The 23926-nt window shown below is 62.2% G+C and carries 11 protein-coding genes and 3 pseudogenes; 9 read left to right on the top strand and 5 right to left on the bottom strand.

What is annotated here, in order from left to right:
• Positions 1 to 122 precede the first annotated feature (122 nt).
• The 5 genes and pseudogenes from BFP95_RS18800 to BFP95_RS18825 all read left to right on the top strand — a co-directional run.
• Positions 123 to 641, top strand: a pseudogene (locus BFP95_RS18800) (glutamate synthase-related protein); the annotation flags it as partial.
• Between the two features lie 1159 nt (positions 642 to 1800).
• A pseudogene (locus BFP95_RS18810) lies at positions 1801 to 2172 on the top strand (glutamate synthase-related protein); the annotation flags it as partial.
• Between the two features lie 14 nt (positions 2173 to 2186).
• A complete protein-coding gene (locus tag BFP95_RS18815; protein WP_049709792.1) occupies positions 2187 to 2471 on the top strand; it encodes a putative quinol monooxygenase in 285 nt (94 codons plus the stop codon).
• A 58-nt stretch (positions 2472 to 2529) separates the two neighbouring features.
• Positions 2530 to 2826, top strand: coding sequence for a cupin domain-containing protein (locus BFP95_RS18820; RefSeq protein WP_065872552.1), 297 nt, complete (start codon positions 2530 to 2532; stop codon positions 2824 to 2826).
• Positions 2827 to 2958: 132 nt separating this feature from the next.
• The gene (locus BFP95_RS18825; protein ID WP_065910548.1) at positions 2959 to 4089 is read left to right on the top strand and encodes an OpgC family protein; all 1131 of its coding nucleotides are present in this window, start codon (positions 2959 to 2961) and stop codon (positions 4087 to 4089) included.
• A gap of 39 nt (positions 4090 to 4128) precedes the next feature.
• On the opposite strand, the gene BFP95_RS18830 is transcribed toward BFP95_RS18825, so the two are convergent.
• On the bottom strand, positions 4129 to 5547 hold the full coding sequence (locus BFP95_RS18830) for an amino acid permease (protein WP_065872554.1): 1419 nt from the start codon (positions 5545 to 5547) through the stop codon (positions 4129 to 4131).
• 292 nt (positions 5548 to 5839) lie between these two features.
• On the opposite strand from BFP95_RS18830, the gene BFP95_RS18835 reads away from it, so the two are divergent.
• The 3 genes from BFP95_RS18835 to BFP95_RS18845 are packed head-to-tail and all read left to right on the top strand — an operon-like array spanning position 5840 to position 18811.
• A complete protein-coding gene (locus tag BFP95_RS18835) occupies positions 5840 to 8959 on the top strand; it encodes a transglycosylase domain-containing protein (RefSeq protein ID WP_065910549.1) in 3120 nt (1039 codons plus the stop codon).
• A gap of 36 nt (positions 8960 to 8995) precedes the next feature.
• Positions 8996 to 13936: an NEL-type E3 ubiquitin ligase domain-containing protein gene (locus tag BFP95_RS18840; protein ID WP_065910550.1), complete on the top strand. Its 4941-nt coding sequence runs from the start codon at positions 8996 to 8998 to the stop codon at positions 13934 to 13936.
• 60 nt (positions 13937 to 13996) lie between these two features.
• Positions 13997 to 18811, top strand: coding sequence for an NEL-type E3 ubiquitin ligase domain-containing protein (locus BFP95_RS18845; RefSeq protein WP_065910551.1), 4815 nt, complete (start codon positions 13997 to 13999; stop codon positions 18809 to 18811).
• Between the two features lie 43 nt (positions 18812 to 18854).
• On the opposite strand, the gene BFP95_RS18850 is transcribed toward BFP95_RS18845, so the two are convergent.
• Both BFP95_RS18850 and BFP95_RS18855 read right to left on the bottom strand, forming a co-directional pair.
• Positions 18855 to 20078, bottom strand: coding sequence for a hypothetical protein (locus BFP95_RS18850; protein WP_256534262.1), 1224 nt, complete (start codon positions 20076 to 20078; stop codon positions 18855 to 18857).
• 13 nt (positions 20079 to 20091) lie between these two features.
• Complete coding sequence (locus tag BFP95_RS18855; RefSeq protein ID WP_371914462.1) at positions 20092 to 20487, bottom strand: CS1 type fimbrial major subunit; 396 nt, start codon at positions 20485 to 20487, stop codon at positions 20092 to 20094.
• Between BFP95_RS18855 and BFP95_RS30390 the strand changes: the two are divergent.
• Positions 20433 to 20567 (top strand): annotated as a pseudogene (locus BFP95_RS30390) (hypothetical protein); the annotation flags it as partial. The gene BFP95_RS18855 and the pseudogene BFP95_RS30390 sit on opposite strands and share 55 nt — an antisense overlap.
• Positions 20568 to 20576: 9 nt before the next feature.
• Here BFP95_RS30390 and BFP95_RS18860 read toward each other — a convergent pair.
• Entirely contained in the window at positions 20577 to 21320 is a 744-nt protein-coding gene (locus tag BFP95_RS18860) for a pilus assembly protein (protein ID WP_065872558.1), read from the bottom strand.
• A 3-nt stretch (positions 21321 to 21323) separates the two neighbouring features.
• Positions 21324 to 23834, bottom strand: coding sequence for a TcfC E-set like domain-containing protein (locus BFP95_RS18865; RefSeq protein ID WP_065910552.1), 2511 nt, complete (start codon positions 23832 to 23834; stop codon positions 21324 to 21326).
• Positions 23835 to 23926: the final 92 nt, after the last annotated feature.

A 23926-nucleotide genomic window follows, 5' to 3' on the forward strand; every position in this document is an offset into this window, starting at 1 on the left:
AGCTGTCAGGGCTGATGCAGTAAGGCAGCCATAAACCTTATGGTTAATACAGCGTGGCCACGCAGCAGCGCCTATGGGCGGGTCAATTCTCGTTAGATCAACACTTGGGAAATTCTAACTTTTTGAGCCAGGGCGCCAAACCCGGCCATGGCGGGATCCTGCCCAAGCACAAAGTCACCCAGGAAATTGCCGACACCCGCGGCATCATGATGGGCGAAGACTGCATCTCGCCGTCGCGCCACAGCGCGTTTTCCACGCCCATCGAACTGATGCAGTTCATCGCCCAACTGCGCGAACTGTCCGGCGGCAAGCCGGTGGGCTTCAAGTTCTGCCTGGGTCACCCGTGGGAGTTCATGGGCATCGCCAAGGCCATGCTCGAAACCGGCATCCTCCCGGACTTTATCGTGGTGGATGGCAAGGAAGGCGGCACCGGCGCTGCGCCGGTGGAGTTCACCGACCATATCGGCGTGCCGCTGCGCGAAGGCCTGCTGTTTGTGCACAACACCCTGGTGGGCCTGAACCTGCGCGACAAGATCAAGCTCGGCGCCAGCGGCAAGATCGTCAGCGCGTTCGACATCGCCAGCGTCCTGGCCATCGGCGCCGACTGGGCCAACTCGGCGCGGGGCTTTATGTTCGCGATCGTTTTTGCCCCCTTACTACTAAAACTATTTAGTGTCCCGCCAGTTGCACGTTGTCGAGCATCTACAGCATAGGCTCGAATGTATCCTGCCAGACCCCCTCTATACCGAGCGTTTGATCAAGAACCCACCGTTCGTCTATAAGCAGCCCGACGAGGTTGCTCCCTCAAAAAAACCCTCCTATACCGAAAAGACCCCCTTACTATTATATTGGTGTCTAACGTGGTTCGTCGTTCGTTTCACAGCGTCGTCGAAGTTCCCATACGGCCGAGAAAGTGCTGCCCTCTAGCGCTAGGCCGCTCCCTTGAAGTAGCTCGCTTTCGGACGGACACACCATGAGTCGCCCCTCCAGTTTAGTAATGCGTAAATTGACATCTGGGCTACCGAGCCGAAGCTAAAGGTCAAGGCCAAATCAACATTTGAATAACTATATATATTTGAGTGTTTATTGGCAAACACGGCATACCGTCTCCTTTTGATGAGGCGATAGAATGTCATTGCGTCGCCCGTACGCGGCCGTACTGCAACTGCTACGCAAATCCAAGGGCTTGCACCAGCAAGCTATTTCTGGAGAGGTTGCGCAGCCATATGTCAGCTTGCTAGAAGCGTCCAAAGCTAACGCTACAGTGGACGTCACTAAAGCTCTGGCAGACGCTTTAGGCGTAAATTCTGCAACGTTCTTTGGGCTAGTTATCGCTGCCAGCCAACAAGAAACCCCGCGAAACGTCATGCTCGCAGCCATTGCAGAAATGGAAGCTTTAGGACTAGCAGACACTGTTTTGCCAGCGAAACCGGACAAGCTTGAAGCCCCTAGAGTGACTGAGGGCAGACACCGGATGCAGCTGGTTCAGGAGTTAAAGGCCCAGGGCCATAGCCGTGCTGCGATTGCGCGAGAGCTAGGGTGCACGTGGACAACCGTCAATCGCCTCTGGGGGGGAGAAAGCTGACAACTGACGGGCGCTCTTCAGGCACTCATGAAACGCGAGCGATCTGCACATGAGGAGATTGTCCCTGCAAATCCAAACGACATTTGTTAGCCATGTCTTGGGTGAAGCAGGTCGTGGATGGTCAAATTAGCGCGCTGAGTAGTATAAGCAACTACTAGGCGACCCACTCACTCAGTCACTCACAGACGAGTAGTTGGAATTTGGGGGCCATAAAGATCAGTTGCATTCAATCGCAGAGCTGCCACACCAACAAATGCCCGACCGGCGTTGCTACCCAAGATCCGTTGCGTCAACGTGCGCTGGTGGTCCCGGACAAGGCCCAGCGCGTATTCAACTTCCATCGCAACACGCTCAAGGCGCTGGCGGAAATGCTCGCCGCGGCCGGTCTGGATCATCCGTCGCAACTGTCGGCCAAGCACTTGGTACGGCGGATGTCGGCGACAGAGATCAAGCTGTTTTCGCAGTTGCATGTGTTCCTCAAACCCGGTGAGTTGCTGACCGGCGAGGTGAATGGCGAGTTCTATTCACGCATGTGGCAGATGGCGCGGGCGGACAGTTTTGAGCCACATGAAGTGGCGGCGGCTTAAAAAGGAGAGACACCGTGTTGAAAGTCATCGCCGAAGATTTCATCAAGCCCGAACACCTGGAAACGGTGCGCCCGTGGTACGAAGAACTGGTGGAAAAAACCCGCCAGGAACCGCTGTGCATTGCCTACGATCTGTTCGTTGATCAAAAAGACCCGGGGCATTTTATCTTTGTCGAGCAATGGCCGGACCAGGCCGCACTCGATACACATTGCCAGACCGAACACTTCACTCGGCTGGTCCCACAGATCAATGCGTATGAAGCCAAGCCCTGCCGGGTGCTGTTGATGGATACGTTCTGAACCACAACTTCGCGCTGAACCGGACCACCGACGGCATCGTTGCAAACAGGAGATTCACATGCCGTTACTGGACTTCGCCGCCATCGCCGAGCAACTGCCTGACAGCTGGAAATCAACGCGCCTGGGCCAAGTCGGCCCGGCGCGGATCAAGGTGTTGCGCATGGATGAGAAGGCCTATGAAGAAGAAACCCACGACTACAACGAAGGTTTGCTGGTGATCGACGGCTGCTTGCGCCTGAGCATCGGTGATACACACATCAACGTGGCCGCCGGCCAGATGTACCTGGTCGAAGCGGGTACCGCCCATGGCGTACTCGCCGGCAGCCAAGGCACGTTAGTCATCATCGATGTCTAGAGACATTCAGTAATACCCAGCCTTTGCAATTGCTTACAAATACCGCCAACCTGCGCCCGCCCGACGGGTGGCGTGCGCCAACGCCCACGCCTGCCTGTCTTTAATAAACATTTCGTACAAGAGCCCGCTGCCATGCTGAACGGACGCGACCCGCGCATCGATTTTTTTCGGGGCCTGGCGTTGATCTTCATTTTCTGGGATCACGTCCCCCACAACCCCCTCGGCCAGATCACGCTGCGCAACTTCGGCTTCAGCGATGCGGCTGAGGTGTTTGTATTTCTTGCCGGCTACGCTGCGGTATTGGCCTACGGCAAGATCCTGCAACGCGATGGCTATTGGATTGCCTCGCTGAAAATCCTGCGGCGTGCCTGGGTGTTGTATGTGGTGCATATCTTCCTGCTGGCGATGCTGATGGGCATCGTGTTCTTCGCTAACAGCCACGTGGAAACCCGCGACCTTGTCGAAGAGATGGGCCTGACGCATTTCGTCACCCACCCGCAACAAGCGTTGACCGATGAACTGCTGCTGCGTTTCAAACCCAACCTGATGGACCCGTTGCCGCTCTACATTGTGCTGCTGGCAGGGCTGCCGCTGGTGTTGCCGTTGATGCTGCGCAACACCTGGGCGGTGGTGACCGTGTCTACGACGATCTACTTGCTGGCGCCGTGGATGGGCTGGAATCTGCGGGCGATTGCCGATGGTGTCTGGTACTTCAACCCGGTGACCTGGCAACTGCTGTTCATACTGGGAGGCGCGGCGGCGCTCTACAGCCGACAAGAACGGCCGGTGGACACTCGGCCACTGCGCCGCCAGCCGGTGTTTGTCGCAGCAACGATTTATGTGTTGATGGCCGGCGTGCTCACGCTGTCCTGGCGCTGGCCGCAGATCCACGATGCGCTGATGCCGTCGGTGATCAGCGACCTCATCTACCCCATCAGCAAGACCGACTTGTCACCGCTGCGCCTGCTGCACTTCCTTGCCCTGGCTTATGTCACCGCCAAGCTGCTGCCGGGCCGTGGCTGGACCGAAAACTGGCTGGCGCAACATACCTGTCGCATGGGGCGTTATTCGCTGGAGGTGTTTTGCCTGGGCGTCGTGCTCGCGCCATTGGCGGACATGATCAATGCCATGGCCGGGGATGCCTTGGCGATGCAATTGCTGACCGCTGTGGCCGGTGCTGCACTGATGGGGTTGCTCGCGCTGTGGCTGGAGTTCAACAAGCGCCTGGATCAGTCGCTCAAGGCAGGCGTGCAGGCGGGATAGACTGGATGGCCCGCCGCACGCAGCGGGCCATTGGTGGCGTCAGGCCGAACGCACCGGCGCCGCAGTCGCGTTGTTCGGTTGCAGCTTGAACACGTAGAACAGCACCGTGAGCAGCACCAGGAAGGCCGGCCCCACATACAACGCCACGCGAGTATCCGGGAAGTACGCCATCAGGCCCACCACCAGCACCAGGAACGCCAGCGCCAGGTAGGAACTGACCGGGTACAGCCACATGCGGTACTTGAGGCCGGCCTGTTCAGCGGGGCTCAGGCTTTTGCGGAATTTGAGCTGGGCCAGCAGGATCATCAGCCAGGTCCAGATCGCGCCAAAGGTAGCGATGGACGTTACCCAGACGAACACCTGGTCTGGCACCAGGTAGTTGAGCAACACGCCCAGCAACAACGCAAAGATCGACAACAACAGCGCCTTGCGCGGCACGCCATTGCTCGAGGTGGTGCCAAAGGTGGCCGGTGCCTGCCCGTTCTGCGCCAGGCTGTAGAGCATGCGCCCGGTGCTGAAAATACCGCCGTTGCACGACGACAGCGCCGCGGTGATCACCACGAAGTTGATAATGCCCGCAGCGGTCTTGATGCCCAAGCGCTCGAACGTCATCACGAACGGGCTGCCCTGGGTGCCGATTTCATTCCACGGGTAGATCGACAGAATCACAAACAACGCGCCGACGTAGAACAGCAGGATGCGCCAGAACACCGAGCCAATAGCGCTCGGAATCGTCTTCTGCGGGTTGCGTGCTTCACCGGCGGTGAGGCCGATCATCTCGACGCCCAGGTAGGCAAACATCACCATCTGCAGCGACATCAACACGCCTTGCACGCCGTTGGGCATGAAACCGCCATGGGCCCACAGGTTGGAAATACCCAGCGCCACGCCGTTGTTGCCAAAGCCGAACGCAATGATGCCGACGCCGCCGATGACCATCGCAATGATGGTGACGATCTTGATCAACGCGAACCAGAATTCGAATTCACCGAAGGCTTTTACTGCGATAAGGTTGATCGTACCCATGCTGATCAGTGCCGCCAGGGCCCAGATCCAGCGCGGCGTGTCGGGGAACCACACGCCCATGTACACGGCCACGGCGGTGATCTCCGCAACGCACGTTACCAGCCACAGGAACCAGTAGTTCCAGCCGGTGAGAAAGCCCGCCAACGGGCCGAGGTAATCCTGGGCATAACGGCTGAACGAACCGGCGACGGGGTTGTGCACCGCCATCTCACCGAGCGCACGCATGATCACCAGGATCGCCAGGCCGCCGATGATGTACGACAGCATGATTGCCGGGCCGGCCATTTCGATAGCCTTGGCCGAGCCGAGGAACAGGCCGACACCGATGCAGGCGCCTAAGGCCATCAGGCGAATGTGCCGCTCGCCGAGTTCGCGTTTGAGCGGACCGCCTTGAGCGGTCTCGCCGTGGGGCAGTGGGTTGCCGACTGGCATAAAGGTACAACCTCATTTTGTTATTGGAGTGTCCGCCATTGGGCAAGCTCGGCGGGGCATGCAGTATAAAAAGCCCAGCCCAGGGCCTTTCACTATAAAAGCCATCCAATTTAGTTGAAATGCCCGCGAAAAACGCACTTTACAGGAGCATCTTACCTGCCCCGAGCGACTAAACGTCGCAGGCCTCCTTTATGATATTTCCCACAAACAAAACAGATTTCCCTCACGGGCAGCCCTCAGCGACTAAGCTTCCAGCAAGTCCGATCAATCTGCGTGCAGGGATCAATCGACTATGGGCGCACTGTGGCAAACCGAATCGACCAAGGCTGCGAAAGTACACGGCAGTTCGGACCCAGCGCCGTCACCGAAAAATACCCCCAGGCCCCGTTACGGTCGCCGGCTGTTCTGGCTGATCGTGCTGATGGGGCTTATTGCCCTGGGGTTTGCTGCCGCCAAGGAGGTGCGCACCTCGCGCCTGCAAGCCCAGGAACTCAGCCGTTTGGCCCGCAGCCTCACCTACCAGGTCGAGCCCGGCCCCAGCGATACCATCGCCTACCCCCGCGCCGGCCCGTTCGACCGCCGCCTGGGCTACAGCGACCTCGACAGCTTCCTGCCGCGCCTGCTCAAGCGCGGTTATGTGATCGAGGCCCAGGCGCGCTTTTCCCCGGCCTTGATGGACTACAGCGCCAAGGGCCTGTTTGTGCCCTACGCGGAAAAGATTCAGGCCGGGCTGTCCATCACCGACTGCCGCGCCGTGCCGCTGTATCAATACAACTACCCACAGCAGCTGTACGCCAGTTTTGCCGTGATCCCGCCGCTGGTGAGCAACAGCCTGCTGTTTATCGAAAACCGCGACCTGCTCGACCCCGCCCAACCCCAGGCAAACCCGGCGGTAGACTGGCCACGCTTTGCCAAGGCGGCGTGGTCGCAAGTTGCCAAAGTGCTGCATTTGCCCGGCCAAAGCGCCGGCGGCAGCACGCTCGCGACCCAGTTGGAAAAATACCGCCACTCGCCGGATGGCCTGACCCTGTCCGGTGGCGAGAAGCTGCGGCAGATGTTCTCCGCCGCCGTGCGCGCCTACCACGACGGGCCGGACACCCTCGCCGCACGGCAGAACATCCTGCGCGACTACCTCAACAGCGTGCCATTGTCGGCAGTCCCCGGGCACGGCGAAGTGCACGGGATGGCCGAGGGTTTGCGGGTGTGGTACGGCGCCGATTTCAACCAGGTCAACCAGGCGCTGCTGGGGCCGGTGAGTGCTCAACAAGGCCTGGCGTTACGTCAGGTGCTGTCGTTGATCATCGCCCAGCGCCGCCCTTCCCATTACCTGGCCAAGGGCCGCGAAGAATTGGCGCAACTCACCGACAGCCACCTGCGCCTGCTCGCCCAGAATGGCGTGATCGAACCTGAGCTTTTGAAAGCCGCGCTGGCGAGCAAGGTCACTTACCGGGACTGGGTGCAACAACCGACGGTGCAACCGATCGAGACCAATAAGGGCATCAGCGCGGCGCGCAGCCGCCTGGCAGGGTTGCTTCAGCGCCCGCTCTACGACCTCGACCGCCTCGACCTGTCCGCCACCAGTACCTTGCAAAGCCAATTACAAACCGAGGTTAGCGCCTACCTCAGGCAACTGGCCGACCCGGCTTACGCACGCCAGATCGGCCTGTTGGGCGAACGCTTGCTCACCGCGACCAGCACGCCCCAGGTGCGCTACAGCTTCACCTTGTTCGAACTGACACCGGACGGCTCGCGGGTACGGGTGCAAACCGACAACACCGACCAACCCTTCGACATCAACGAAGGCAGCAAGCTGGAACTGGGCTCCACCGCCAAGCTGCGGGTGCTCACCACCTACCTGCAAATCATTGCCGAGTTGCATGACCAATACGCCGCGCGCACACCGGCCCAACTGAAGAAAACCGAGGTCGCCGACCAGGACCGCCTGAGCCGCTGGGCCGTGGATTACCTGACCCAGACCCCGGACAAAAGCCTTAGCAAGATGCTCGACGCCGCCCTCGACCGGACCTACTCGGCCAGCCCCGGCGAACGCTTTTTCACCGGCGGTGGTTTGCACACCTTTCATAACTTTCGCAGTCAGGACAATGGCCGCAACCCCACGTTGCGCGACGCCTTGCGCGAATCGATCAACCTGCCGTTCATTCGCCTGATGCGCGACGTGGTGCGTTACACCACCTATGCCGGGCCCAACAACAGCGCTGAATTACTCAAGGACGACAACGACCCGCGCCGCCAGGAATACTTGGCTAAATTCGCCGATCGCGAGGGTATTACCTTCCTGCAGAAGTTCTGGAAGAAGTACCAGAAAAAAGACACCCAGGCGCGGCTCGAGACGTTCCTCGACAGCATCCACCCCACGCCGATCCGCCTGGCGGCCGTGCACCGCTACCTGCTGCCCGAGGCCAGCCAGGACAGTTTCAACCGTTTCCTGCGCTCGCACCTGAGCGGCGCCAAACCCACCCCCAAACTGACCGATGAACGCCTGCAAAAACTGTATGCGAGCTACGGCCCCGGCGCCTATGACTTGCCCGACCAGGGCTACATCGCCAAGGTCCACCCTCTGGATTTGTGGATGTTGGGCTACCTGCTCCATCACCCCGAAGCGACGTTCAGCCAGATCGTCAAAGCCAGCGAGTTCGAGCGCCAAGAGGTCTATAGCTGGCTGTTCAAGAGCCGCCATCAGGGCGCGCGCGACAGCCGCATCCGAACCATGCTGGAGATCGAGGCGTTCCTGGAGATTCACCAGCGCTGGCAGGCGGTGGGCTATCCGTTCGATCACCTGGTGCCGTCGCTGGCCACGGCGATTGGCAGCTCGGGGGATCGCCCGGCGGCGCTAGCGGAATTGATGGGCATCATTCTCAACGACGGCGTACGCGATAAAGTGCTGCGCATCGACAGCCTGCACTTTGCCGCCGGCACGCCCTATGAAACCCGGCTGGTCAACGACCCCGCCCCCGGCAAGCGCGTGATGCCGATGGAAGTGGCGCGGGCGCTGCGCGGGGCCTTATCCCAAGTGGTGGACGCCGGCACCGCCAAACGCGTGGCCGGCAGTTTCAAACTGGCCGACGACACGCCGTTGGCCATGGGCGGCAAGACCGGCACCGGGGATAACCGCATCGAGGCCGTCGGTGCTGGTGGGCGTATTCTCAGTTCCAAGTCGATCAACCGCACCGCGACCTTTGTGTTTTACCTGGGCGAGCATCACTTCGGCACGCTCACTGCGTTTGTGCCGGGGCGCAGCGCCGAGCACTTCACCTTTACCTCGGCGCTGCCGGTGCAGGTGCTCAAGGGCATGGCGCCGATCCTCATGCCGTACCTGCAGCCGGGCAGCCAGACCTTGTGCCAGCCGCTGGCCGCTAACTATCTAACTCCCGGCCCGACGCTCGCCCAATAGGCTCATGACCTCGTTCATCCAACAAGGTCATCCGCCATGCCGTTACCCGATACCAGCCCTCACGTCGAACTGATCCAGCAGGCCGCGCCCAAATGGTTGCTCAACACCTCAAAGGCCCGCGCCAAGGCGCTGAGCAGCACCGCGCTGGCGATCCAGCCCTGGTACAGCACCGCCGCCGCCGAGCTCAAGCACGCCAACGCCCAGGCCTGGACCACCCAAAATACCGTCGACCAGCAATTGAGCGCGCTGCAGGACCTGCCCGCTTTCGCTGAACCGTTATTGCGCGGGGCGTTGAAAACCCACTACCAGGTCGACGTCGATGTGCGTCAGACCTACTTGTTTCTGGTCAGTGCCAAAGGCCACATCCTGCCGGGCGCCACCAGCCGCAGCGTGTCGCTGCTGGACGCGGCCCTGCATAATTTTTCCAGCAGCGAGCGTTTCTCCGACGCCAGCGACTACATCAACCAGCCCGATGCCCGTGGGCATTTCACCGTGCTCAAGCTCAAGCCGCGCATCAGCATCGCGCAGTTCACCGCCCTGTGCCGCCGCCTGGATATCGGCGCGCAGTATCAACGCCATCTCAAACGACACCTGTTGCAAACCACCTTGAAAGCATCGGTGATTGCCAGCCAAAAAGCCGCCCTGCACGCCGCTGCGCACATGGCGCTGGCGCAGCAGCACATCACGCCCGCCAGCTTTCACCTGCTGCAGCGCACCCTCAAGGGCGAGCGCGGGGTGATGCAGTTCTATCGGCTGGGCATGATGAATACCAGCCTCAGTGGCATCCTGCTGATCGCCGCCGACTTGGATACCGCTCGCGAGGCCGTCAATCTGCTGGCCTACATCCCCCACGACCCGCACACCCCGGTCAAGGAGCACGCCAACACCGTGGCCTTGATGAATGACCTCACCACTCGCCTGCGCGATGCGGACTATCGCCGGTTTTTCAGCCAGTTTGTCGACCAGCAGCAACGCGGGCATTTTTTCAGTGGCTTGGCGCAGCGCTTGAGCACGGTCAAGTGGCATCGCAAGGATGACGTGACAGACCCTCGCCCCACCTGGCGCGACACGCCCGTGAACAGTCCAATCTTGCAGTACCACGTAACCCGCATCGACGGCGACCTGTGGACCCGGCGCTACCAGCAAGCCCTGAATAAAATCCTCAACGATGCCCGTGAACTCGCGGTGTCCACCGCCGACTGCGACAGCCATGCACGCTGGCGCTGGTGGGACAACGTCAGCAAGATGCTCAGCGAGATCTTCGACGCCGCCTTACTGGTGGTCACACCTTTTGTACCGTTGCTCGGCGAAGCCATGCTGGCCTACACCGCGTACCAACTGCTGGATGAAGTGGTCGAGGGCGTGGTGGACCTCGCCGAGGGCCAGGCGCTGGAAGCGGCGCAACATCTTGTCGGGGTGGTGAGCAGCGTGGTGCAACTGGGGGCGTTTGCCGCGGCCGGGAAAATCCTGCCGTCGTTATTCGTCAATCAGCTCAAACCGGTGTGGGTCAAGGGCCGGCAGCGCCTGTGGAACCCTGACCTCAAGCCCTATGTGCATCACGACCTGACGCCGGACTCGAGCCCCGACCGCCTGGGCCTGCACACACAGCAGGGCCGTACGATCCTGCCGCTGGACAACGCGCACTACCGGGTTGAACAACACCCCGTCGAGGGCGACTACCGCATTCTTCATCCCCGCCGTAGCGATGCCTATGCACCCCGCTTGCAGCACAACGGCCAAGGCGCGTGGAGCCATGAGGCGGAAAATCCCAGAGCCTGGGATGAGGCAAAACTGCTGCGCCGCCTCGGCCATTCGGTCAGCGACCTCAGCGACACACAACTGGCTCAGGTCAGTCGCAACAGTGGCACCGAACCCGAACACCTATGCGCGATGCACACTGAACACAGCCCCCCGCCACCGCTGCTGCAAGACAGCCTGCACCGCCTGCGCCTCAACCAACAGGCGCTCACCCTGGCGCAGAACATCCGCACAGGTGTCGCCGCCGATGAGGAGACCTACTGGAGCCCCGCCATGGCCCTGGAACTGCCGGGCTGGCCCGCCAGCCATCGGATAAATGTGTTCCAGGAACCCAGCCTCACCGGGACGGCCACCGAGTTTGGCGATCCCGGCGCCTCCAAGGTCTTGGCCATCAGCCACCAGGACCTCAACAAAGGCCTGTTGCCCGAGCGACTGGTGGACTTTCTCGACGACAACACCCTGCCGGAGCCACGCGCCCAACGAATAGAGGCACTGCGCAATCGCCTTGCCGATAACCTGGCCCAGCGCCAACCCGATGTCTTCGACTACCTCTATGAAAACAGCCAGGCATCGGGCTCGGTACCAGGCGAAGTGATCCGCGCGTCGTTTCCCGAAGTGCCCACCCCCCTGGTGCGCAGCCTGCTCGAGCAGGCACGCCCGGACGAGATCGAGCACATCACCGCACAACAGCACCTGCCCCTGCGCGTGAAAAACCTGGCCCGCGCCATGGCTTTGGACGCTCGCGCCAGCCATGCCCATGAAGGTCTGTACGCCACGCAAGCGATCACTCCCGACACCGAACGGCTGATGCTCAATACGCTGAAGCTGCACAGCGATGCCTTTGGCCGCACACGCGTCGAAATCCGCCAGCACAGCCGCGTCGGCAAACTACGCTGCCAGGCCGGGCCCGAGCAGGCCGGACGAGTACGTGTGTTGGTGCGCGACGAGCACGCGCAATACCGGGTGCACGACCACGACGGCAACCTGTTGACCGCCCCCGGCGACCTCTACAGCGCCTTGCTCCAGAGCCTGCCCGAGGTGAATCAGCGTGCCTTCACCGACGGCGCGCAGCTACGCGATTGGCTGATGGACCGCCTGGCGAGCCTGGAGCCGCGGCGCCTGCTATTGGATGAGCCGATGCAAGCGCCGCTCGGCGAAAACCTGATCCCCCTGCAACGCTTTCGGTGGGTCAGCCGAATGCTCGGCGTCACCCCGCCGACCGTGGAAGACCGTGTACGTGCGCTCTACCCGCACCTGCGCGCCGAACAGGTCAACGCTCGCGCCCAGACGTTTTCAACCCCTGAAGGTCGCCTGGTGCTGCAGGATCTGGAGCGACAGAAAAAGACCCTGGTGGACGACTTGGACCATTGGGTCAAGGCCCCTACCGACTTCCATGACGGCGATGCGGAACGCCGCCAGACCGAACGCATGGTCCGCTCGCTGCTGTCGCGTGCCTTGCAACGCAGCTGGGAAACCTCCGGAGGCGGCTACATCGACGACCTTGGCGAGCGACAGGTGGGCAGTCGTCTCGACCTTGAGGGCTGGCCCCTGGGCCCCAACCTGCTGCGCATGCCGACCCTGCGCAGCAACTTCGGCCACATCACCAGCCTGGCCATGCCCAACACCGCCTTGACCGACGCCAATGTGCCGTTCCTGCAATTATTTCCCAACCTGTTGTCCCTGGATCTGACCCACAACCACCTCACCCAATTGCCGCCGGCCCTGGCCAACCTACCGCGCCTGACCCAGCTGGATATAGGCTCCAACCCGTTGCGCTGGGATGCCGCGCAACTGGAGCAGGTGAAAAACCTCAGCCAACTGAAAACCCTCGACCTGTCCCACAACCGCAACCTCACCACCGCCCCGGATGTCAGCGGCATGCGTGACCTGCGCGAACTCTACCTGGGCAATACCGCTATCGCCGACTGGCCCAACGGCCTATTCGAGCACCCGCGACCACGCGGTTTCGTGCTGGATATGCAGAACGCGCCGGTCCACGACGTGCCGCAGTTTTTGCCCTGGCAACCCGAGGCAGACCTGGTGGCGCGCACGCGCCTGGACCGCAACCAGTTGGGCCTGGACGCCGAGGAACGCATGGTCAGTTACCGTCTTGAGGTCGGCCTGGACCCTTATCGCACCTATCCACCGCGCGGCGCGCAGGACAGTTTTTTCTGGCTACAAGGCTTCGATGCTCGCGAGCGTATCTGGCGTCAGAACCAATGGAACGATCTGGAACAGGAGCACGGTTCCCAAGGCTTTTTCGAGGTGATCCGCAGCCTGCAACTGCCCGAGCAGGTCGAAACCGAACGTGACCGCGACGCGTTCATCGCCAACCGCACCGGCTTGAGCGCCAATGTGTGGCGCATGCTCGACGCGATGCATCAGGACGAAGGCCTGCGCCGCGAGTTTTTCCGCATGGCCGGCACCCCCGGCAACTGTGCCGATGCCAGTGCACAGATCTTCAATAACCTCGGCGTCGAGACGCTGGTGTACGAAACCTACCGGCGCCGGGCGCAGTTGAGCGCGGACACGTTCGCCGCACACCTGGCCCACCTGGCGCGGCAAAAAGCCCGGCTGGACCACGTCAATCGCCTGGCCGAAGCCGAGGTGAAGCGCCGCCTGGCACCGACCGGGCGCGGTGGCCTGGGCCTGCGCCTGAGCACCGAAGTGCTCGACGGTGTACGCGGTACGGTGGATGAAGTGCAAGTACACCTGGCCTACCAGACTGGCCTCAAGCAGCGCCTGGACTTGCCTTGGCTTGCCGAGCACATGGTCTACCGCGCCACCGCCGACGTGTCGGCAAACCTGCTCGACAGCGCCCATCAACAGATCATCAGCGCCGAACAAGGCGACGGCCTGCTGGACCAGATGCTCGACGTGCCGTTCTGGGACGACTACCTGGACGCCACCCACGGCGATGAACTGCAACGCAACGCCGAACGGTTCCAGGAAAAAGCGGGCATGGTCGATGATCTGCAGCAAATCCAGGACACCCTGGCGAACAAACCCCAGGCACCGGAGGAGGAAAAAGTCGCCTTGCGTCAAACCCTGAAAAACCTCGCCGACAGCCTGGGCATTCCCCACAGCGAGGTGCTGACCGGCGCACCGATGACCGACGCCACCTACACCCGCCTGCTGCAAAACCTGGCCGTCGAGCAAAAAGCCTTGCGCCGCCAATTGACGCGACGCGCACTGGCCATGGCCGACCTAACTATCTAACGCCCGGGCGTGTTTGCCGCCCCTAGGCTGATGACCTTGTTTAATAACAGGTCATCCGCCATGTCGCCACCCGATAAAGGCCCGCATTACTCACTGATCACACAGACCCTGCCCGACTGGCTGCGCACAACGTCATGGACACGCGCCCAAGCGCTGGCCAGCGCCCAACTGGCCATCGAGCACTGGCATCCGAGCGCAACGCCCGAGCTCAAGCGCGCCAACGCCCAGGCCTGGAGCACTCAGAATACCGTCGACCAGCAATTGCAGGCGCTTCAGGACCTGTATGCGTTTGCCGAACCGCTGCTGGCCAAGGCGCTCAACACACGCCATGGCCTCAACGACAGCGTCAAGGACACCTACCTGTTCCTGCATACCGAGTCCGGCACGCTGCTCAAGGGCAGCACCAGCCGCACCGTGTCGCTGCTGGATGCGGCGCTGCAGAACTTCGCCAGCCGCGAACGCTTTACCGCCAGTTCCAGCTACATCACCCGGCCCGATCAGCGCGGCCACTTCACGATCAAGCCGCTCAAGCAGCGCATGAGCATCGAGCAGTTCGTCGCCCTGTGCCGCGAGCTGGACCTGGGCAAGCAATACCAGGCGCACTTGCAACCGCCCCTGTTACAGCCGGCATTGCAGGCTTCGGTGATCGCCAGCCAGAAGGCCGCGCTCGACGCCGCCGCGCACGTGGCGCTGGCGCAAAAGGCAATCACTGCGGCCAGCTTTCATGTGCTGCAACGGCTGATCATGGGCGAACGCGGGGTGATGCAGTGCTACCGTTTGCAGATCATGGACAGCCTGTTGACCGGCATCCTGCTGGTCGCCGCCGACCTGGACAGCGCCAGTAGGGTGGTGCCGGTGATCGCCTACATCCCCGATGACCCACAGTGCCCGGTCAAGGAGTACCCAAGCACCCTGGCCTTTAAGCAGGACCTCAGTGCGCGTCTGCGCGAACCGGCCTACCGCACCTTCTTCAGCCGCTTTGTCGACCAGTCGCAACGCAGGCTTTTTTCCAGCCGCCTGGATCAACCTGCGCACTACGCCGCCCAGCATATTGGCGGCGACCTGTGGACCACCCGTTACCAACAGGCGCTGAACAAAATCCTCAATGACGCCCGCGACCTGGCCGTGTCCACCGCCGACGCCGACAGCCGCGCGCGCTGGGCCTGGTGGGACAACGCCAGCGGTCTGCTCAGCGAGATCTTCAATGCCGCGTTGCTGGTGATTACGCCTTTTGTACCGCTGCTGGGGGAGGTGATGCTGGGCTACACCGCCTATCAATTGCTTGATGAAGTGGTGGAAGGCGTGGTCGACCTGGCCGAAGGGCAGGCCCTGGAAGCCGCCGGGCATCTGGTCGGGGTGGTCAGCGATGTGGTGCAACTGGGCGCGTTCGGGATTGCGGGCGCGTTGATTCCCTCGGTCTTCGTCAATCAACTCAAGGCGGTAGAGGTCAATGGCAAGACGCGCCTGTGGAACCCGGACCTCAAACCCTACGCGCAAAAAAATCTCGTGCTGCCGGCGGAGTCGACCCCCGACAGCCGTGGGCTGCACACCCATCAGGGCCGTACGCTGCTGCCGTGGAAGGGTGAGCACTATGCATTGGAACCCATAGCGGATAACGGCCTTTACCGCATCCTGCATCCCGAACGACGAGACGCTTACTCGCCGACACTTCAGCACAACGACACCGCCGCCGCCTGGGACGAGCCACGACTGCTGCACGCGCTGGCCCCCGACCTCGATGCCTCACAGCGCAGGCAAGCGCTGACCAGCAGCGGCGTCTCGATTGACGTAGTGCGCGGCGCCTACAGCCTGCGCAAAGCCATTGCGCCATTGCTGGCCGACAGTCTCAAACGCGCGGCCCTCGACCAGCAGGCACGCCGTTTGCCCGAGCAGATCCGCGCCGGCATCGCCGCCGATGAAACCACCTACTGGAGCCCGCACCTGGCGCGGGAATTACCGGGTTGGCCGTCAGCCAAGGCGATTGAGGTGTATGAAAACCCGCAGTTGGAAGGCCCGTGCGTACGCTTTGGCGAGGCGGATGCGGACCTGGTGTTGCGTATCAGCCGCCAGGACCTGAACGCCGGATTGTTACCCGAGCGGCTGGTGGATTTTCTCGACACCGACGAGCGCCATGCCATGCTCGGCGCAGTGCCCGAAAACCGCGCGGCGCAGATCGATGCACTGCGCGAACAGCTTGCGGCGCACCTCGCGGGGCAGCAGGGCGCAGTGTTCGACTACCTCTACCGCAACAGTGAAGAGGTCACCCGCGCACACGATAGGTTGGTACGCGAGGCGCTTCCCGAGCTCCCCAAAAGCCTGGTAGACGACGTGCTGAGCCATGCGCGCCGCGACGAACGCCAGGTCATGGACGCTGAACAACGCCTGCCCCTGCGCCTGCGCAACCTGGCCCGCGAGCGGCTGTTGCAGGCCAGGGGCAGTCACGCCTACGAAGGTTTTTACCAGAAGGGGCCGTTGAGCGCGGACAGCGAACGCATGCTGCTCAACACCCTCAAGTTGCACAGCGATGCGTTCGGCGACCTGCACCTGCAAATCCGTCAGCATTCGCCCGAAGGCTCACTGCGTTACAGCGCCGGACCGCAGCAGGCCAGCCGCCGCCGTGTTCTGGTTCGCAATGATGCCGGGCGGTATGAGGTGTACGACGGCGATCAACAACCGTTGCATGCCGCCAGTGATCTCTACGAGGCGTTGCTCCACTGCCTGTCCGCCCGCCAGCGCACTGCATTGGGTTTTGCCCCAGGCGACGGCGCTGCCTTAAAAACCTGGCTGATGGCAACCCTACAACCGTCCGAGGTGCGTCGCACCGTCCTGGCCGAGCCGCCGCTGCGCGCCGACGTCGCGCCGGACGCTCTGGTGCTGACGCAAAAACCCATGCACCGCGTGCCGCAATGGAGCAGCGAATACCTGCCGCCGACGTTGGAAGACCGGGTCAAATCTCTCTACCCCTTCGCGCCCCAGCCTGATATCGAGGCCTACCTGAGCGGCCTTGAATCTCCTGCCCAGCGCCTGGTGTTCGAAGCCCGCGAACAGGAAAAACACGCCTTGCAGGAAGACCTCAGCAACTGGGTCAACCGCACCTTCGAGCCAGCAACGGCGCAAACCACCCAACGCCGTCTCGACCTGGCCCAGGCGCTGATCCGCAGTTGGGAACACAACCTCAATCCCGGTGAGGAAGGCATCGGCCTGAGTCTCGAAGGCGTGACCCTGGGCGGCCAGTTGAGCGACCTGCCGAGGTTGCGCGCCAGCTTCGCTCATGTGCAGCACCTGGACTTGATCGACGCCGGCTTGCTCGACGCAGACACCGGTTTCATCGCCAACTTCCCGCAATTGGTCTACCTCAGCCTGCGCAGCAACGGCCTGACCCGATTGCCACAGGCAGTGGTCGAGCTGCCTTACCTGACCCAGTTGCACCTGGACAACAACCCGATCCAGTGGAACGCGGCCAGCCTGGAGCAACTCGCGGGCATGGGGCAGCTGCGCCAATTATCCCTGGCACAGAACCGCGCCCTCACCCAGGCCCCGGATATCACTGGCATGCCGCACCTGCGTGCGCTGTCGTTGCGTGGCACCGGGATCAGTGAATGGCCCATCGGCCTGTTTGACCCACCGCGCCCGGCCAACTTCGCCCTCGACCTGCAAAACACCGCGATCAGCGACGTGCCGCAGTTTCTGCCCTGGCAACCGGAGGCGGAACAAGTGGCCCGCGCCCGCATCGACCGCAACCAACTGAGCCGGGAAGGCGAACAGCGCCTGGTCAGTTATCGCCTGGCCCACGGCCTGGACCCGTACCGAACGTATCCACCCAAGGGCGATATCACGTTCTGGCTGCAGGACGAAAGCACGCGGCACAAACCCTGGCTACGTGAGATGTGGAACAACGTCGAGCGCGAACATGGCTCACAGGGTTTCTTCGAAGTGATCAAGAGCCTGGAACAGCCGGAAGCATTTGAGCACGAACAGGACGAACGCTTATACCGCGCGCACCGCCGCGAGCTGACCAACAAAGTCTGGCGCCTGCTGATCGGGGCCGAAGAGGACCAGGCGCTGCGCACGCAACTGTTTGCCATGGCCAGCCACCCGATCAACTGCGCCGACGCCGGCGCCCATGTGTTCAATGCCATGGGCATCGAGCTGGAATTGTTCGCCGCTCGGGGCCTGTTACGAGGTGAATACCTGCATATCCGCCTGGCTGAATTGGCCAAGGGCAAGGCGCGCCTGGACCTGGTCAACCAAGTGGCCCAGGCCGATATCCGCCAACGCGTCACACCCGTGGCGCAAGGCGGCCAGGGCCTGCGTTTCAGCACCGAGATGGTCGACAGCCTGCCGGGCACGGTGGATGAAGTCGAGGTCTACCTGGCCTACCAAAGCGGGCTCAAGGGGCGCCTGGACCTGCCTTGGGTCAGCGAACACATGACCTACCGCGCCACCGCCGAGGTCGACGACGCCAGGCTGGATAACGCTTATGCCACGGTGCAGGCACTGGAGGCCGGCGAAGGGCTGGTGGACAAGATGCTCGAACAGCCGTTCTGGGACGAGCACCTGCGCAGCACCTATGCCGACCAGTTTCGCGCGAGCATCGAGCATGCCGAGGCACTGACTGATCGGTTGGATGATTTGCTGTTTGCGCAGAAACAATGGGCATCGGCCACCCCCGAACAACGAACGCCACTTGAACCGCAACTGCTGAGCCTGGCCGACGCCCTGCACGTGCCCCACAGCGAAGTACTGACCGGCCGAGAGATGAGCTCACAGACCTACGAACGCCTGCTCGCCGCGGGCTTCACCGACGCACAGCCCAGCGAGCAAACCCTGGCCAGGCGCCTGACCCATGAGGTCTTGCAGCCAAGTGAGATATAGCGATGTGGGAGCGGTTATGCGTTAGTTAGATAGTGGTGGTCTGTCAGACCTCTGAATCCCAGGTCACGGTGACCAACCCGGTGTAGCGGCTGCCGCTGCCCTGGTCGATCATCTCGGCCACGGCGTCGCCCTTGACCTCGAAGTGCAGGGTGCTGGGTTGACGGTCGACGTAGGCGCTGGGGGTGATTAAGTCGGTGCCGCTGCCATCGAGCAGCAACGGCCGCCGCTGGATCGGGCGGCCGGCGCTGTCGCTCAAGTGCGGCGGCAAGGTGACGGCCACGTCCAACGGCACTTGATGCCCGGCGGGGTTGCGCAAGGCGCAGGTGTTGCCCAGGGGCTCGCCGCATTCGAGGGTCATCTTGAAGTGGGTACTGGTCCACAGGTTGAGCGGTTGGTCGCGATACAGGCGCGTGGGTTTGCGCCCCCTGTTGAGCCAGGCCTGCCAGCCGCCCTGGGGCTCGAGTTGCACGCGGTTGCCGCCTGGCGGGATTTCCACCTTGATGTGGTGATCGACTTCCAGGGTGAAGTTGAAGGTCAAGCTGTTGTCATTGGGCATCATCACATCGCCGAAATCGAAGTCACCGCCCGGGCCCAGGGTGTAAGTGATACCGCCTTCGTAATCGCCCGCCTCCATGGTCAGCGGGTTGGGGGTCTTCATGGCGTAGGCATATTCGGTGTGGCTGTAGTTGAAACTGTCGATGGTGATCTGCGGCGACCGGGAGCACACGCCGGCGTTTTCCGGGACCAGCCAAAAGAACAGTGCATAGTGGGTGAACCCCGTCGCATAACCCACGCCCTGACATGGGCTGGGCGCCTCACGCCAGAGGGCCACCCAGTTGGTGGGATGCCAGGCGGTCACGCCCTGGGGCAAGCTGTTCCAGCGATGGCCAATGCCGGCTATGCGCATCTGCACCACTTCGGTCTTGCCCGTGCCACGGTGGGTCACCGTCACATCACGCCAGTCCGAGGGCACCTTCCACATTGCCCCTTGGCGCGGGCTGGGGTGGTTGGCCACGATGGGCCCGTTGGACTGCGCGGTGATATCCGTGGTGCGGATCGTAAAGATGCCAAGCGCTTTGCACAGTAGCGGAATATGCCCCGGGCACACGCCGCTTTCCGGAGTGGTGTTAACGAAAATATTGTGGCCAGGGTTGCTCGGGTCCGGACGGAACGCGGCGGTGATGTGTTGCACCGCCGCCTCGGCGGTGGCGCATGAAAGGCTCAGCATCAAAGCCAATGTGGCGGGTAAAAACACTCTATTGCTCATGACGGAATATCCTTCACAGGCGCGGCGCAATGGCGTCGAACACCATCTGCACCGTGCCGAAATAATGGCCCGCGCGGTAATCGTCGTCGGGCTTGATCGCACGGATCTCCAGGGCCACGCGCCTGCCAGGCTTGGCCTCGGCAGCCGAGACCACTTCGACCGACGTGAGCCCCAGGGGCTGGTTGTTGAAGCGCACCTGCAGGTCGATGCGATCAGTACCGTTGGACAGGGAGGGCATCTGCTCAAGCCGCGCTTCGATAGAGCCGCCGATATTTTTCACCTCGTATTCGGCCCGCAACGGGCTCAGTTCGGACGACACCGGGTTGTAGTGCAGCGGGTTTTCGCGGTGCACCAGCTGCGGGTCCATGGGCAGCACGTAAAAGTCTTGGCTGGGAATTTCGGCGAACACTTCGAAGGTTTCCCGTTCGACGGCGGCCTGCAGCGGTTGCAGGCATGCCACAGCCAGGGCAGCGCACGTCAGTCTGTTGAACATGCCGGTCACCCTTCGATCTCGATATGGCGTGTGTCGTTGCCTTCGATCAGGTTGAAGCGGTATTCGCGCCCGGCCTGTTTATCAAAGCCAAACGAGCGCCCGACCATGATGTGGTGCTTGGTGGTGGGCCGGCAGTCGAGGCTGTCGGCCCGGCAGTCCTTGAACTCGTCCACCACGACCACGCTGTTGCCGTTGTTGCGCAGTTGCCAGCGCTTTGCGTCGTTCTGGATCACGCTTTGGAAACGCGTGTTTTTGGGCCGCACGAAAAACACCGTGCCGTAGCCGGCCAATACCTTGACCCCGGCGGACAGGCTTTGCTTGTAGTCAGCGCGCTCCTGTTCGCTGACGGCGAACTCATCTTCGGTCTCGGGCACCACCGGTACGAAGCGCACGCGGAACATGCGCTCCTTGTCACGATTGCCCATGAACAACAGACGCGTGCCCTGGGTGCCGTTGGCCGGCACGATCAGCCGTGCGGGGCTGGCCATCAGGCCGTCGCGCACGGTGGCGCCGGCCTGGGTCTGCACCGGCACCTCGCGGTAGCTGCCGTCGGCGGCGTAGATCATCTCGAGGATGTTGACCTTGACGAACGCAGTGGAGGTGCCGCCGTTGAACACGCGTTTCATATAGGTGCTCTTGGCTCCGTCCAGGTAGTCATAGACCACCCCGACGTTGATCTGCGGCCCGGCCTGGGCGCCGAGCGGCAACAGGCAGCACAGCCAGAACGCGTATATCACTGATGGTTTCATGTTTCAAAATCCTGCATAGGTTGCGGCCAGCGTGTCTGGGGTGCAGCGCAGATCGCCGATCATCAGCACGTCGCTTTCCAGGCGTGCCTGGCTGGGTTCCAGACGGAACTGGCAGAGCAATTGGTTGGCGTAGCGCACTTCGAGGGTGGGCGAGCTGGCGTTCATTTCCATGGAGAAGAACCCGTCGACTTCGCTGACCCCACGGCTGGCGTGGTTGATCACGTGGTGGCCCTTGAGCGGGTTGCCCTGGCCGTCGATCAAGCGGCCGAGCACGGTGACGGTCTTGATCACGCTGATCTTGCGGTAGCCCACCCCGCCTTTGTTCAGGTGGTAGGGGCTGCGCACCGGTTGGATGCTGGCGGCGGGTGGGTGGTTGCCATCGAAGTCGAAGCTCAGGGTGCTGCTGCGATAGGCCGTGATGGGTACGTAGTTGCGGCCCGGACGCAAGGTGGTGCTGCCACCGCTCAAGTCATCGGCACGCAGGGTGATGTCGTCGATGTCGGTGTCCACGTCGACGATCATCCCGGCACCGCCGTTGGGGTACTGGCTGCTGAGCACGGCTTTCTGCCCGCCGACAGCCAGGGTGCTGGAGAGGTTCAGGCCGCCGCTGAGCTGATCGTTGAACGAGGAGCGCTGCACGAAGGCATCGCCCGACATCGCCTCGGTCTGGAAACTGCCGCGCCCGGATAACCCCACGCCGTAGGTATCGGCAATCGCCGTGGCCGAGACGCTTTGCAGCACGTGGTCTTCAAAGCTTTTCTGGTAGGTCAGCGAGCCGTTGTTATCGCGGCCGCCGTCGCGGGCGGTGCGGGTACCGAGGCTGGCGGACCACTGCTCGCCGGGCCCGCCCAGGGCCAGGCTGACGCTGATGTCGATGCCGCGATTGCGCCGGTCGCCGGTGGTAGACGTCGCCGGGCGATCGAATACCGAGAAGCGCCAGTTGGTGTCGCTGCCGAGCAGGCTGCTGCGCAGGTTCCAGCCCAGGTCAAGGCCCACGCCTTCAATATTGCCCTGGCTGTAGGAGAGTCGCGAGTTGATCGAACTCTTGTTGCTCAGGCGATGGTTGACCGACAGCGACGAGTTGCTGGTCTGGCCGATAAACGCCGTGCGCGGCCGCAACCGTGTACCGTCGGGCAACATCTCGTAGGTGCGGCGGGTGTCGAGCCAGCTGCGGTTGTGGCTGAGCACGACGGTGCCATGCCCGTAGCTATATAGGCCTTGCAGGTCAAGACCGGTGCCGTGATCCTGGGTCTGGTAGACGTTGGCGTAGAGGCTCGTGCTGTTGGCCAGGGTCCAGTCGATGGAGGTACCGAACTGCATGGCCTCGCGCACCTTGCGAGTGGACAGGCCGAGGATCACGCGCGGGTGCGCCAGGTAGTTGAGGCCGGCGCCGTAGGTCCAGTCGCCGGTTGGCTGCTCGTCCCAGTTACTCAACAGTTTGGTCTCACGCCCGACAAAGCTGTTGTAGCGCCAGCGCTCGTCGGCGTTGCGCCAATTGTTGGGCTTGTACACCAGCTCCTGGGTGGTGGCGGTGGTGAGGCCATCTTCCACCAGGCGCACTTCCACTTCGTAGATACCGCCGGGCAAGGGCCGGGTGTCAAGGGTTTGCAGGCCGGCAGCCACCGGTTGGCTGTTGATAAGCAAGCCATTGCGGTAGATCTCCACCGAGGCCTGGCGGCTGGCGGTGACGTAGATCGGATAGACGCTGGGCTTGGGGTTGTTGATCAGCAGGCTGTCGGAGCTGCCGAACATCAGGCCCACGGCTGTGTCCGGGGTGTTGCCGAAGTTGCGGATTTGCCGGGTAAGGCCGTCGGAGCCTGGGGTGAAATAGCCCACGCGCAGGAAGTGGCCGTCCAGTTCGCGCTGGCTATAGAGTTCGTGCACGGCGTGGTAGAGCGTGGTGTCGATGCCGCCGAAGCGCGACAGTTGCAGGTTGAGCGCCTGGGTCCAGTTGCCGACACTGGCGCTGGCGGCGAGGCCGTAGCGTCCGCCGACGGCCTGGTCCTGGCCACCGTTGAGGTTGAGTTGGTTATTAATGATCAGCCCGAAGCTACCGTCTTCGGGCTGGTCGTAATATTTCTTGATCTCGACGCTGCGTTCCACGTTTTGCGTAAGAATCGAGACCAGAGAGTTTTCCAAGCTGTAGTGCACGGCCAGTAGCTGCGATGGGCAGCGACCTTCGCAACTGCCAAGGGCCATGCCTTGTTGCAGAAGTTGCTCCCACGTGTCGCGCTCGCTGGCGGCGTAGTTGCTGTCTTCGGTGTCGTTGAACTCCAGCAGGGTAATACGATCGTCGCGCCCCAATACAATCAGGGCCTCGCCAAGGAACTGCTGATCCAGTTCAACCCGTACGGCCAGGGGCACATCGAAAAAGTGTTGTTCAAAGTCGGTGGGTAACCCCTTGGACTGCGATAACAGGCTACCAGGCAAAGAACCCGGTGCCGTCGGCGCGGCCAGGGCAGTGGCGCAAAACACTAGCGCGAGCGCACCCGCAATCGGCGTCATAGAGAACATGAACGGAATACTCGCTTATACCTTCAATCGGGTCGGCGGCCAGGACAGGCCACCGACCTTTGATCAAGCTCCGGCGCAAGCCAGAGTCTCTT

It is taken from the genome of Pseudomonas sp. 58 R 12 (genome assembly GCF_900005865.1).
In the GTDB taxonomy this organism is placed as follows: Bacteria; Pseudomonadota; Gammaproteobacteria; order Pseudomonadales; family Pseudomonadaceae; genus Aquipseudomonas; species Aquipseudomonas tritici.

Coding starts and splice junctions, on each gene's coding strand:
- BFP95_RS18835 (WP_065910549.1), top strand. CDS start 5,840: ATGGGCGCACTGTGGCAAACCGAATCGACCAAGGCTGCGAAAGTACAC.
- BFP95_RS18820 (WP_065872552.1), top strand. CDS start 2,530: ATGCCGTTACTGGACTTCGCCGCCATCGCCGAGCAACTGCCTGACAGC.
- BFP95_RS18845 (WP_065910551.1), top strand. CDS start 13,997: ATGTCGCCACCCGATAAAGGCCCGCATTACTCACTGATCACACAGACC.
- BFP95_RS18865 (WP_065910552.1), bottom strand. CDS start 23,834: ATGTTCTCTATGACGCCGATTGCGGGTGCGCTCGCGCTAGTGTTTTGC.
- BFP95_RS18840 (WP_065910550.1), top strand. CDS start 8,996: ATGCCGTTACCCGATACCAGCCCTCACGTCGAACTGATCCAGCAGGCC.
- BFP95_RS18830 (WP_065872554.1), bottom strand. CDS start 5,547: ATGCCAGTCGGCAACCCACTGCCCCACGGCGAGACCGCTCAAGGCGGT.
- BFP95_RS18825 (WP_065910548.1), top strand. CDS start 2,959: ATGCTGAACGGACGCGACCCGCGCATCGATTTTTTTCGGGGCCTGGCG.
- BFP95_RS18860 (WP_065872558.1), bottom strand. CDS start 21,320: ATGAAACCATCAGTGATATACGCGTTCTGGCTGTGCTGCCTGTTGCCG.
- BFP95_RS18850 (WP_256534262.1), bottom strand. CDS start 20,078: ATGAGCAATAGAGTGTTTTTACCCGCCACATTGGCTTTGATGCTGAGC.